At 57.1% G+C, this 13,401-nt stretch carries 9 protein-coding genes; 5 read left to right on the top strand and 4 right to left on the bottom strand.

Annotated features, from left to right (window positions below; translation table 11 throughout):
- Position 1: 1 nt before the first annotated feature.
- The gene (locus I6L53_RS15700; protein WP_042320804.1) at positions 2-2,275 is read right to left on the bottom strand and encodes a TonB-dependent siderophore receptor; all 2,274 of its coding nucleotides are present in this window, start codon (positions 2,273-2,275) and stop codon (positions 2-4) included.
- 237 nt (positions 2,276-2,512) lie between these two features.
- On the opposite strand from I6L53_RS15700, the gene fes reads away from it, so the two are divergent.
- The 4 genes from fes to wzz(fepE) all read left to right on the top strand — a co-directional run bounded on the left by fes (position 2,513) and on the right by wzz(fepE) (position 9,209).
- The gene (gene fes / locus I6L53_RS15695; RefSeq protein WP_084196600.1) at positions 2,513-3,721 is read left to right on the top strand and encodes an enterochelin esterase; all 1,209 of its coding nucleotides are present in this window, start codon (positions 2,513-2,515) and stop codon (positions 3,719-3,721) included.
- Positions 3,722-3,751: 30 nt separating this feature from the next.
- Positions 3,752-3,970, top strand: a complete 219-nt coding sequence (locus I6L53_RS15690) for an MbtH family protein (RefSeq protein WP_042320801.1) — start codon at positions 3,752-3,754, stop codon at positions 3,968-3,970.
- A complete protein-coding gene (entF, locus tag I6L53_RS15685) occupies positions 3,967-7,854 on the top strand; it encodes an enterobactin non-ribosomal peptide synthetase EntF (RefSeq protein WP_042320798.1) in 3,888 nt (1,295 codons plus the stop codon). Before I6L53_RS15690 ends, entF begins: the two co-directional genes overlap by 4 nt.
- A gap of 221 nt (positions 7,855-8,075) precedes the next feature.
- The gene (wzz(fepE), locus tag I6L53_RS15680; RefSeq protein WP_042320797.1) at positions 8,076-9,209 is read left to right on the top strand and encodes an LPS O-antigen length regulator Wzz(fepE); all 1,134 of its coding nucleotides are present in this window, start codon (positions 8,076-8,078) and stop codon (positions 9,207-9,209) included.
- Positions 9,210-9,245: 36 nt separating this feature from the next.
- Here the strand turns inward: wzz(fepE) and fepC are convergent, their stop codons facing one another.
- From fepC to fepD, 3 genes are read right to left on the bottom strand one after another with little or no spacing between them, the layout of a single operon-like run.
- Positions 9,246-10,040, bottom strand: a complete 795-nt coding sequence (fepC, locus tag I6L53_RS15675; RefSeq protein ID WP_042320795.1) for an iron-enterobactin ABC transporter ATP-binding protein — start codon at positions 10,038-10,040, stop codon at positions 9,246-9,248.
- Positions 10,037-11,029 (bottom strand): iron-enterobactin ABC transporter permease, encoded by a 993-nt coding sequence (gene fepG, locus I6L53_RS15670; protein WP_042320794.1) that lies wholly within the window; start codon positions 11,027-11,029, stop codon positions 10,037-10,039. Before fepG ends, fepC begins: the two co-directional genes overlap by 4 nt.
- The gene (gene fepD, locus I6L53_RS15665) at positions 11,026-12,030 is read right to left on the bottom strand and encodes a Fe(3+)-siderophore ABC transporter permease (RefSeq protein ID WP_042320792.1); all 1,005 of its coding nucleotides are present in this window, start codon (positions 12,028-12,030) and stop codon (positions 11,026-11,028) included. Before fepD ends, fepG begins: the two co-directional genes overlap by 4 nt.
- A 111-nt stretch (positions 12,031-12,141) precedes the next feature.
- Here fepD and entS point away from each other — a divergent pair, with 111 nt between their 5' ends.
- The gene (gene entS, locus I6L53_RS15660; RefSeq protein WP_042320788.1) at positions 12,142-13,380 is read left to right on the top strand and encodes an enterobactin transporter EntS; all 1,239 of its coding nucleotides are present in this window, start codon (positions 12,142-12,144) and stop codon (positions 13,378-13,380) included.
- The last annotated feature ends 21 nt before the right edge of the window (positions 13,381-13,401 follow it).

The following is a 13,401-nucleotide window of genomic DNA, read 5'->3' as shown; positions in this document are numbered from 1 at the left end:
ATCAGAAGTGCGTGTTAACGCTCATGTACCATGTACGGCCCGGTTCGTTATAGGTGTACGCACCGGCGCCACGCATATAAGAAACATCGGTCGTACTGCCGGTGGTCTGGGCATTACCTTCACGCCATAGACGTTTGTCGAAGACGTTATCCACGCCGCCGGTCAGGCTGACATTTTTGGTCACGTCCCAGGTCGCGCTCAGACCTACGATGCTGTACGGGCTGATGGACTGTTTATCCGACCCTGTTACCGGTTTACCCTGGTAATCGTATTTCTTCGGCTCCTGTTTGCCGTACCAGGTAAAGGTGGATTGCAGAGAAACGTCCTGATGTACCTGCCAGCTCAGCGTTGAGTTCAGCGTGTACTCCGGAATAATCGACAAGCGTTCGCCGGTCTCTTTGTTTTTACTCTGCAGCATATAGGTGATGTTGTTCGTCCAGTTAACGGTGCTGCTCACCGGTACGTTCAGCGTCCCTTCCAGCCCTTCGACCACCGCTTTAGGCACGTTCTCCCACTGATAGATATCGGTGTAGGTGGTTTTGCCTTTGTTGGTAATCGACGTGCGGTCCATGGGTACCGTACCGGCTTCGATCTTGTTGCGATAATCATTACGGAACCAGGTTACACCCGCCAGCCAGCCATCACGTTTAAACTCAAGGCCAATCTCTTTGTTGACGCTGGTTTCTGCTTTCAGATCGTCGTTACCCATCATGTAGCAGCCGATGCCGGTCGCGGCGCCCGTGGCATAACAGCCCTGGCCTTTACTGTACAAAATGTAGTTTGGGTTGGTCTGATACAGGCTTGGCGCTTTATAAGCCCGTGCGATGCCCATCTTCAGGGTGAAGTCATCGCCCAGACCCTGTGACAGGTTCAGCGACGGACTCCAGTTGTTGCCCACGATGCTGTGGTGATCGAAACGCAGACCCGGCGTCAGCATGGTGCTGTCGGTCAGCTCCATGTTGTTCTCTGCAAACAGCGAGAAAATTTCCGCTTTCGAATACGGGCTGCGGTCGGTGCTGCTGGAGCCCGGAATTTCACCGCCCATAAAGGTTTGCGAGTTGGAGAGCATATCCTTCATGCGCTGCTGGGTCCATTCGGTACCCAGCGTCAGGTTCTGGTTGACCAGCAGATCGAACGGCAGGCTGACTTCACTGTGCAGCGTGACGTCGTTCAGGTCGGCATCAACATATTTTTGTGACGCTTTCGGGTCGAAGATCCCTTCGGTTCCCCCGGCGAGGCCTTCCGGCGTACGGGAGTTGCGCGTGTGTTCGTACTGAACCCAGTTTGTGGTGGTGACGCCGTTATCCCAGCCGCCGTTCCAGGTCAGAGAGTAGTTCTGACGGTAGAGACGGTTAGTCTCTTTGCCATAGTTATCTTTCACCAACTGGTTGGTGTTGGTGTTCTGCGTATCCCCGGCGTACAGGTTACCCTGACGGCTGTAACCGGCTTCCAGTTCAATTGACTGCATTGGCGCGAAGTCCCAGCGCACCACACCGTTAATATCTTTGTTGATGACGCCTTCACGACCGGCTGGCAGCGTGTCGGCATAGGTGCCGGTACGTTCAGACTGGTGGCCCTGGTTGATATCACGCGCATCGGCCTGCGTTTTATCCAGGTTACCGAACAGGCGGAAGCTGAAATCCCCGCCAAGCGGGCCGTTGAGGGTAAAGTTAGTGCGCTTGGTCGCCCCTTCCTCTTTGTGTTCCGGCGCGTTGAAATAGGTGTTCCAGGAGCCGTGCCATTCGTTGCTGCCTTTTTTGGTGATGATATTCACCACACCACCCGCGGCACCGTTACCGTAACGCGCGGCGGCAGGCCCGCGCAGGACTTCAATGCGTTCGATCATCTCGGGTGGTACCCACGAGGTATCGCCACGGGTATCACGCTCGCCGCGCCAGCCAAGGCGCACGGAATTACGGCTGGTCACGGGTTTACCGTCGATCAGGATCAGGGTGTTTTCTGGCCCCATACCGCGAATATCAATCTGACGGTTATTGCCGCGCTGGCCGCTGGTTGAGTTACCGGTCAGGTTCACGCCAGGCATGGTACGGATGATTTCAGCGACGTCGCGAGCGGGAGGGTTTTTGCGAATCTCATCTGCAGTGATAGTCGACACGCCGGGAGCCTGCAAGTTCTGCTGGGCGGCGGTGACCACGATGGTATCTTCATGAGAGACGGCGGTGCTATCTGCGGTTTCTTCTGCCATTGCAGGCAGCGCTACTCCGTAAATCCCTAAGTTGACCAATAAGGCCAGGGAATGAATCTTCTTGTTCATTGTATTTCCTGCTTTTCTTTAGCCACGTGTACCAGACACCTGAGATCGGTATCCGGCCCGATGTCGCCCGCCTCTGCGAAAACCCTCCATTCCAGAAAAGCCCACAGCGCGGTTGGTTAAAAACTGTTCACGCTTCCCACAGCGCGTCAATACGCTATTGCAAATGCAAATAGTTATCAATAATATTATCAATATATTTCATCTATTGATAAAAAATTTCACAATAAACATGGGGTTATGACGGTGACAGCGTTAACGGTAGGCAGTGAGGCCTGGTGGCAGTCAAAAAACGGTCCGCAATGGGCGCGTGAAGCCGACGGAAACTACCGGGTGACCTTCTGGTGGCGCGATCCGCAGGGGAGCGAATTTCACTCAGCCATTCAGCGAGTCTGGGTGTATATCACCGGCGTCACCGACCATCACCAGAATGTTTTTCCTCAGACGATGCAGCGCATCGCCGGAACGGATGTCTGGCAGTGGCAGACCGTGTTAAGCGCTAACTGGCGCGGCAGTTACTGCTTTATTCCCTCTACGCGGGACGATACCTTTGCCTCGCTGAAGGCGGACAACGCGCTGGATCGCACGGCGCTGCGCGAAGGCTGGCGACAGCTGTTACCCCAGGCGATTGCCGATCCGCTTAATCCGAGGAGCTGGAAAGGTGGGCGAGGGCACGCGGTTTCCGCGCTTGAGATGCCGCAGGCCCCTGTGCAACCGGGCTGGGACTCCCCACAAACGCCTGCGTCATCGCCGGTGGTTCTGCACTGGAACAGTGCGCGCCTGGGCAATACGCGTCGGGTGTGGGTCTTTACGACTGGCGATGCGCAACCAGACGAACGGCCCCTGGCGGTTCTTCTCGACGGGCAATTCTGGGCGCAGAGTATGCCCGTCTGGCCCGCGCTCACTTCACTTACCCAGCGTGGTCAACTTCCACCGGCGGTTTATCTGCTTATTGATGCTATCGATACCGCGCACCGCGGTCGCGAACTGCCCTGTAATGCGGATTTCTGGCTGGCGGTTCAACATGAGTTATTGCCGCAGGTCCGAAGCGTAGCGCCGTTCAGCGATCGTCCGGAACGTACGATCGTTGCAGGGCAAAGCTTTGGTGGCCTGTCATCGCTGTTTGCCGGACTCCACTGGCCCGAACGTTTTGGCTGCGTGCTCAGCCAGTCCGGTTCTTACTGGTGGCCTCATCGTGGTGGCCAACAGGACGGACTGATTATTGAACAGCTTAACGACGGTACGCTGTCCGCGCAGGGACTGCGGATTGTCCTTGAAGCGGGAGTTCGGGAACCGGTTATCTTCCGGGCGAACCAGGCGCTTTATACACAATTACAGACGACACAGCAGTCGGTTTTCTGGCGTCAGGTTGACGGCGGACATGATGCGCTTTGCTGGCGCGGCGGTCTGATGCAGGGGCTGATTGACCTCTGGAAGCCGCTGCTCTGAGCGAGCGATTTTCCACGACAGGAGTTGAGTATGGAATTCAGTAATCCCTTCGATAATCCGCAGGGACAGTTCTACATTCTGCAAAATTCGCAGCAGCAGTTTAGCCTCTGGCCGCAGCACTGCGCATTACCTGCCGGCTGGCAGGTGGCGTGCGAACCGCGGTCTCAGGAGGCCTGCCAGCACTGGCTGGCGAGTCACTGGACCACGTTAATTCCCGGCCATTATGCCGTTTCTCAGGAGGCGCAATGAGCCCACGTTTACCGCTTGTCGCTGCACAGCCTGGCATCTGGATGGCCGAAAAACTCTCCACATTACCTTCCGCCTGGAGCGTCGCGCACTACGTGGCGTTAACCGGTGAACTGGATGCGCAGATGCTGGCGCGCGCGGTGGTCACCGGCATGCAGCAGGCCGACACGTTACGGATGCGTTTTACCGAGGATAACGGCGACGTCTGGCAATGGGTGGATGAATCCTTCACGTTTGCTGAACCGCAGATTACCGATCTCCGCACCGCCGTGGATCCGCATGACGCCGCGCTGGCGCTGATGCAGGCCGATCTCCAGCAAAATCTGCGCGTCGATGGCGGGAAACCGCTGGCGCATCATCAATTGATTCAGGTTGGCGATCGCCAGTGGTACTGGTATCAGCGCTATCATCATTTATTGGTTGATGGCTTCAGTTTCCCGGCGATTACCCGGCAGATCACCGCGATTTACAGCGCATGGCGTCGGGGCGACGCGATGCCTGACTCGCCCTTTACGCCGTTTGCCGAGGTCGTGGAAGAGTATCAGCAGTATCGCCAGAGTGAAGCCTGGCAGCGCGACGCCATGTTCTGGGCCGGGCAGCGTAAACAGCTTCCGCCACCAGCCTCGCTTTCACCCGCACCGCTGCCAGGACGGGCGGCGACGTCAGACATTTACCGCATGAAGCTGAAGGCGCCGCAAGGCGCGTTTCGCCACCTGGCGGCGCAACTGCCTGACGTACAGCGAACCGATCTGGCGCTGGCGCTGGTTGCGCTTTGGCTGGGACGACTGTGCAGCCGGATGGAGTATGCGGCAGGCTTTATCTTTATGCGCCGCATGGGATCGGCGGCGCTGACCGCCACCGGACCGGTACTCAATGTGTTACCGCTGGGCGTGCGCATTAATGCCGCAGAAAGTCTGGCAGAGCTGGCAAAAAGGCTGTCCGCGCAGCTTAAGAAAATGCGTCGTCATCAGCGTTATGATGCAGAACAAATCGTCCGCGACAGCGGGCGGGCGGGCGGGGAAGAGCCATTGTTTGGCCCGGTGCTTAACGTCAAAGTTTTCGACTATCAGTTGGATATGCCGGGCGTTTCAGCGCAAACCCATACGCTGGCGACGGGGCCGGTTAACGATCTGGAACTGGCGCTCTTCCCGGATGAAGAGGGCGGGCTGAGTATTGAGCTTCTCGCCAACCAGCAGCGTTATGATGAAGCGACGCTCAAGCAGCATGCGTCACGTCTGATGGCGTTGATCGAACAGTTTGCCGCTAACCCTGCCTTGTGCTGCGGTGATGCCGATCTGTTGCTTCCGGCTGAATATCAACAGATTGCGCAGATCAACGCCACGGCAATCGACATCCCCTCCACAACGCTGAGTGCGCTGGTCGCGGAACAGGCGAGCAGAACGCCAGACGCGCCAGCACTGGCGGATGCCCACTATCAGTTCAGCTACCGTGAAATGCGCGAACAGGTGGTGGCGCTTGCCGGTGTGCTGCGTGAACACGGGGTGCAACCGGGTGACAGTGTCGCGGTGGCCTTACCGCGCTCCGTATTTCTGACGCTGGCGCTGCACGGGATCGTTGAAGCCGGCGCGGCCTGGTTACCGTTAGACACCGGTTATCCGGACGATCGTCTACGGATGATGCTGGAAGACGCACAGCCGAAGCTGCTGATCGCCACGGCGGAACAGCTATCGCGCTTCAGCGACATTCCGGGACTGGAAAGCCTTTGCTATAACGAACCGCTGGCGGCAGGCGATAGCGCGCCGCTGGGGTTATCGCAACCGCAGCACACGGCGTATATCATTTTTACCTCTGGTTCAACGGGCAGACCGAAAGGGGTGATGGTCGGGCAAACCGCCATCGTTAACCGTCTGCTGTGGATGCAAAACCAGTACGGCCTGACGACGAAGGATGTGGTGGCGCAGAAAACGCCCTGCAGCTTTGACGTCTCGGTGTGGGAATTCTTCTGGCCGTTCATCGCCGGGGCGAAGCTGGTGATGGCTGAGCCGGAAGCGCACCGCGATCCGCTTGCCATGCAGCGCTTCTTTGCCCACTACGGGGTGACAACGACCCACTTTGTACCGTCGATGCTGGCAGCATTCGTCGCTTCGCTGACGCCAGAAAGCGCCGGTGAAAGTTGTGCAACGCTACAGCATGTCTTCTGCAGCGGCGAAGCCTTACCCGCCGATTTGTGCCGTGAGTGGGAACAACTGACGCATGTCCCGCTGCATAATCTGTATGGTCCAACGGAGGCGGCAGTTGATGTCAGTTGGTACCCGGCCTGGGGGAGTGAACTGGCAAACGTCACTGGCAGTAGCGTACCGATTGGCTTTCCGGTGTGGAATACCGGACTGCGGATCCTGGATGCGATGATGCATCCGGTTCCTGTCGGCGTGGCGGGCGATCTTTACCTGACCGGCATCCAGCTCGCGCAGGGTTACCTTGGCAGACCAGATCTCACGGCGAGTCGCTTTATCGCCGACCCGTTTGCGCCAGGAGAGCGGATGTACCGTACCGGAGACGTCGCGCGCTGGCTGGAAAACGGCGCGGTGGAGTATCTGGGACGCAGTGACGATCAGCTTAAGATCCGCGGTCAGCGTATCGAACTGGGCGAGATTGATCGCGTCATGCAGGCGTTGCCTGACGTTGAACAGGCGGTGGTCCACGCCTGTGTCTTTAATCAGGCGGCGGCAACGGGGGGCGATGCCCGTCAACTGGTAGGCTATCTGGTCTCACAGTCAGGCCTTCCGCTCGACATCCCGGCACTCCAGGCGCAGTTACGTGAGACACTCCCGCCGCATATGGTGCCAGTGGTGTTATTGCAGTTGGCGCAATTGCCGCTCAGCGCCAATGGCAAGCTGGATCGTAAAGCGCTGCCGATGCCGGAATTAACGCCACGCGCCAAAGGGAGAGCCCCGCTGCCCGGTAGCGAAACGACAGTGTCCAGGGCATTCAGTGAATTGCTGGGCTGTGACGTCAATGACATTGAGGCTGATTTCTTCGCGCTGGGGGGGCATTCGCTGCTGGCCATGAAGCTGGCAGCACAACTGAGCCGGACTTTCGACCGTCAGGTGACGCCGGGACAGGTCATGGTGGCTTCGACGGTGGGACAGCTGGCGGCGTTGCTGGATGCGGACGATGACGTACAGACGCAACGTCTTGGGTTTGAAACGCTGCTGCCATTACGTAAAAGCGACGGCCCGACGCTGTTTTGCTTCCATCCGGCGTCGGGATTTGCCTGGCAATTTAGCGTACTGTCGCGCTATCTCAGTCCACAATGGTCGATTATGGGTATCCAGTCGCCGCGTCCGCTGGGGCCGATGCAGACGGCAGCCAATCTGGACGAGGTCTGCGAACACCATCTGGCGACGCTCCTTGAACAACAGCCACACGGTCCGTATTACCTGTTGGGTTATTCACTGGGTGGCACGCTGGCGCACGGTATTGCCGCACGTCTGCGAGCGCGGGGTGAAACGGTCGCCTTCCTCGGCCTGCTGGATACCTGGCCGCCGGAAACGCAAAACTGGTCAGAAAAAGAGGCCAATGGACTCGACCCGGAAGTATTGGCGGAAATTGATCGCGAGCGGGAGGCATTTCTGGCCGCGCAGCAGGGGAACGCCTCAGGCGAATTGTTTAGCACTATTGAAGGGAATTATGCTGATGCCGTTCGCTTACTCACCAGCGCGCACAGCGTTTCCTTTGATGGACGTGCGACGCTGTTTGTTGCCGAGCGGACTCTGCCGGACGGCGTAAGCCCGGAGCGCAGTTGGGCGCCGTGGATCGCGGAGCTGGAAGTGTATCGCCAGGACTGCGCGCATGTGGAGATTATTTCTCCCTCCGCCTTTGACAATATTGGTCCGATCATCGCCGCATGCTGTAATAAATATTAATCATGACTGATTAATATTTTGGTTATCTATTTCCCCCGTGACTATGGGGCATGGACACGGGGGAAGTGATAATATTAATTTATTACATTCAGAATATTATCGCCAGAGGTCAAATTCCGAAATTGGCCTCATTCGTGAATTAACATTTCGGAATGGTCAGGGGGTTTGTTACGCTGTTAGCAAGAATTAGCTTTCATGGAACTTGCAACAGGACGTACAGTATGCCGTCACTTAATGTCAAGCAGGATAAAAATACGGAATTTACTGGTTTTCCGTTGCCGCATACCCAGAGTAATGAAATCGATTTATTAAAGCTGATTGATATTTTATGGCAGGCTAAAAAACACATTATTGCGTGTACGTTTGCGTTTGCATGTCTGGGGTTATTCGCCACGTTCTTTTTACCACAGCGCTGGACCAGCGAAGCGAGGGTGACGCCTGCCGAGTCAATTCAGTGGCAGGATCTGCAGAGAGCGCTGACGGGATTACATGTTCTGGATCTTGATGTTAAGGTCGACCGTGGACATACCTTCAATCTTTTTATCAAGAAATTTCAGTCGTCGTCACTGCTGGAGCAATATTTACGCTCATCTTCATTTGTGATGGAGCAATTAAAAGGGGCAGAAATCGATGCCCTGGAATTACATCGGGCTATTGTTGCGCTGAGCGAAAAAATGAAAGCGGTGGACAGCAATGTCGGAAAGAAAAATGAAACGGCATTGTATACATCCTGGGTGTTGAGTTTTACGGCACCGACCAAAGAAGAGGCACAGCAGGTGCTGGCGGGATATATCCAGTTTATTTCTGACATTGTGGTGCAGGATTCGCTGGAAAATATCCGCAATCAACTCGAGGTTAAAACGCGCTTTGAGAAAGAGCGTCTGGCGCTGGACCGTGTAAAACTTAAAAATCAACTGGATACAAATATTCAACGACTCAATTACTCACTGGAGATTGCCAATGCAGCCGGAATTAAAAAGCCGGTTTACAGTAATGGCCAGGCGGTGAAAGACGATCCTGATTTTTCTATTGCTCTGGGCGCCGATGGGATCCAGCGAAAGCTGGAAATTGAAAAATCGGTAACCGATGTGGCTGAGCTGAATGCGGAATTAAAAAACCGGCAGTACCATGTTGAGCAACTGGAGTCAGTCAATATCCATGATGTGAAATTCTCGCCGTTCAAATACCAGCTTGAACCATCCTTACCTGTAAAAAAACAGGGGCCGGGTAGAATGCTCGTGATCGTGCTGGCGGCAACAATAGGAGGGATCGTGGCCTGCGGTAGTGTACTCCTCAGGCATGCAATGGCAGCACGTAGAATGGATGAAACCACTATCACAGAACGACTGCTCTGAACAATAGCCGGAAGGGGAGCGCCTTCCGGTCATTATTCAACGGCTGCCCAGCGGCACCACCAACGGTGTGCCCGCCACCGGGTCGTCGATAATCATGCAGCGTAACCCATAGATTTTCTCAATCAATTCCGCCGTGACGATCTCCTTCGGCGCCCCCTCCGCGACGATTTTTCCTTCCCGCAACGCGATCAAATGGGTGGCATAGCGGCAGGCCTGGTTAAGGTCATGCAGTACGGCGGCGAGGGTATAGCCTTTCTCGCGATTCAGTTCGCTCAGTAATTCCAGCAGATCGATCTGATGGCTGATATCCAGCCAGGTGGTTGGTTCATCGAGTAACATGATCGATGTTTCCTGCGCCAGCACCATCGCTATCCATGCTCGCTGGCGCTGGCCACCGGACAGCGTATCCACGCTTTGGCGGGCCAGATGCGTAATACCGGTGGCGCGCATTGCCTGCGTCACGGCATCTTCATCTTCTTTGCGCCAGCGAGTAAAAAGCGGTTGATGCGGATAGCGTCCGCGCGCCACCAGTTCCTGCACGGTGATGTCGCCCGGCGTCGTGGCATTTTGCGCCAGCAGGCCAATGCGTCGAGCCACTTCTTTGCTGGGGTAGCGTTGGATAGGCTCGCCGTCCAGCCAGATATGCCCTTTCGCTGGCGTCATTAGGCGGCTGAGGGTTCGCAACAGCGTCGATTTCCCGCAGCCGTTTGGCCCGATGATGGCCGTGAAATGACCATCCGGGATGGTGACGTTAAGGTCTTCGGCAACGGTGAATTTTCCATAACCCAGCGTTAACTGGTCGCCACGCAAACGGGCTACTGATTCGGTCATTTTTTGCGGGACTCCTGAATTAACAAGGCGATAAGGTAAATACCGCCGATGCTCACGGTGACCACACCCACCGGAAGCTGATAAGGCATAAACAGTTGCTGTGCGCACAGATCGGCCGCCAGCAGTAACAGCGCGCCGCAGAGTGCGGCCTGGGTTAATCCCCAACGCGCGGTGCCGCTCAGGCGACGGGCAATATGTGGGGCAACCAGCGCAATAAAGGAAATCGGTCCGGCCAGTGCGGTGGCCGCTGCGGTTAACACCACGGCGACCAGCATCATGGCGAGTCGTGAACGCTCCACGCTGACCCCCAGCGCACAGGCGCTGTCATCACCCATCTCCAGCAGACGCATGCGCCGCACCAGCAGCCCGGCAGCTGCCAGCATGAGAATAATGATGGGTGCGGAAGGCCAGGTTTTTGCCCAGGTCAGGCCGTTAAGCGATCCGGCATTCCACAATCCGGCGGTCAACGCAGTGTCCAGCGAGGCCTTCAACAACAGCCAGGTGTTAAACGCAAACAGCATGGCGCGCACGCCGATACCGATAATAATCAGGCGGAAGGTTTCAATACCGTTGCGCCAGGCCAGCAGCCACACCACCAGCGACGTCAGGAGTCCGCCAGCCATTGCCGCCAGTGCGATAGCTGTCAGATGCTGACCAAACAGCACCATCGCGACCAGCACGCCGCTCCAGGCTCCGGTGTTAAAGCCCATCACATCCGGGCTGCCGAGCGGGTTGCGCATCAGAGACTGAAAAATCGCCCCGCTGACGCCGAGTGCAGCGCCGATCAGTAGCGCCATCAACACGCGCGGTAAACGCCATTCGGTCACGACCATCGTCAGACTGCGCGGCGCATCGCCGGTTAACGCGGCAATAATTTGAGAGATTTCCAGCGTCACCGCGCCGCTACGCAGGCCCCAGAGCGCGAAGAACAGGCAGCCGACCATCAGTAACAGGCATGCGATCAGCAGGCGACGCGACACGTACATCATGCGGCACCTCGTGGACGACGACGAACCAGAAAGATCAGCACTGGCGCACCAATAAAGGCGCTCACGACCGACACGCGCAGCTCGCCGGGAACAATCAGGCGGCCAATGATATCGGCAAAAAGCAGCAGAACAGGGGTGGCGATCAGCGTCACGGGGAGCGACCAGCGATGATCGGCGCCGACCAGCCAGCGCGACATATGCGGCATCATCAGGCCGATAAACGCAATCGGTCCGACAATCGCCGTGGCGCTACCGCATAAGACAGTGATGGCTAACAGGCCGATGAGCTGCGTGCGTGCGACTTTGCTGCCAAGTGCCGTGGCGGTATCGCTTCCCAGACTCAGGCTGTTCAGCGCCCGGCTGAGCATCAGCGCGGTGGCACCGGCAATCAGCACTGGCACAATAACCACTTTGAGCGTTTGCAGGTTACGGATATCCAGTGAGCCAGCCTGCCAGTAACGAAGCTGATCGTAGACATCCGGGTTTAACAAGGAGATACCGCTGGTGAGACCTTCCAGAACAGCAGCGAGCGCGACGCCCGCCAGTGTCAGACGCACCGGACTCAACTGACCGCCGCCCTGACTGCCGGTAAATGCGACAACCAGCGATGCGACCAGTGCGCCGATAAAGGCCATCATCAATTGTTCCTGCGGTGTGGAAAAGCCGAACAACGCGGCGCCCAGCACAATGGCAAAACTGGCTCCGGCATTAACGCCAAGCAGACCCGGATCGGCCAGCGGATTACGGGTGAGCGTTTGCATTAGCGCACCGGCGAGTCCCAGCGCGCCTCCCGCCAGCAGTCCCGCCAGCGTTCGCGGCAGACGAGCATCCAGCACGATGGTGCAATCGGCACTTTGGCAGGTACCGCTGAGTGCTTCCACAACCACGGAGACGGGCAAGGATTTTGCGCCGATGATCAGACTTAATGCCGTGGCGATAACCAGTAATAACAACAATCCGGGCACGGCAATGGCACGCGTCACGGAAACAGAACATGACATATCAACTTCCCTGATAATGATAGTAATTATCGTTATCGATCTTATTTGATTATGTTAGCATGTGCAGCCATTGAATGGATAATGAAAAAAAGATCGCATTAAGGCGTTGTAATGAATCGACAATCCTGGCTGCTTAACCTCAGTTTGCTGAAGACACACCCGGCATTTCGCGCTGTCTTCCTGGCCCGTTTTATCTCTATTGTCTCGCTTGGACTGCTTGGCGTCGCGGTACCCGTGCAGATCCAGATGATGACGCATTCCACATGGCAGGTGGGGCTCTCGGTGACACTAACCGGCAGCGCGATGTTTGTCGGACTGATGGTCGGCGGCGTACTGGCCGATCGCTATGAACGCAAAAAAGTGATCCTGCTGGCGCGCGGCACCTGCGGCATTGGCTTCATCGGTCTGTGTCTGAACGCTATGCTGCCAGAACCTTCTCTTATTGCCATTTATCTGCTGGGCCTGTGGGACGGCTTTTTTGCCTCGCTGGGCGTGACGGCATTGCTGGCGGCGACGCCCGCGCTGGTGGGACGTGAAAACCTGATGCAGGCTGGGGCGATTACCATGCTGACCGTGCGTCTGGGTTCGGTGATTTCGCCCATGCTGGGCGGACTGCTGCTTGCCACCGGCGGTGTGGCATGGAACTACGGTCTGGCAGCGGCGGGCACTTTTATCACCTTACTGCCGCTGTTGAGCCTTCCGGCGCTGCCGCCCCCACCGCAGCAACGTGAACATCCGCTGAAATCGCTGCTGACGGCGTTTCGCTTCCTGCTTGCCAGCCCGCTGATCGGCGGCATTGCGCTACTTGGCGGTCTGTTGACGATGGCAAGCGCGGTGCGCGTGCTCTATCCGGCGCTGGCAGTTAACTGGCAGATGTCGGCGGCACAGATTGGCATGTTGTACGCCGCTATTCCGCTCGGGGCGGCAGTCGGCGCGCTCACCAGCGGGCAACTGGCGCACAGCGTGCGTCCGGGATTAATCATGCTGGCTTCGAGCGTAGGGGCGTTTCTGGCGATTGGCCTGTTTGCCCTGATGCCCGTCTGGGCGTTAGGCGTTGTCTGTCTGGCGCTGTTCGGCTGGCTGAGCGCGATTAGCTCGCTGTTGCAGTACACGATGCTGCAAACGCAGACGCCGGAAAATATGTTAGGTCGCATCAACGGCCTGTGGACGGCGCAGAACGTCACCGGAGATGCCATCGGTGCGGCGTTGTTAGGCGGTCTGGGGGCTGTTATGACGCCGGTGGCCTCGGCGAGCTTCAGCGGCTTTGGTCTGGTGATTGTGGGGCTGTTACTGCTGCTGTTGCTCAGTGAGTTACGTCGATTCCGGCAGACACCGCCGGAACCGGCATAATGTGAAGCAGGCCAGACAGGG

This window comes from Citrobacter farmeri, from assembly GCF_019048065.1.
Taxonomy (GTDB): Bacteria; Pseudomonadota; Gammaproteobacteria; order Enterobacterales; family Enterobacteriaceae; genus Citrobacter_A; species Citrobacter_A farmeri.
Note: the sequence above shows the minus strand (reverse complement) of the source record. Positions and strands in the feature narration are given on the sequence as shown.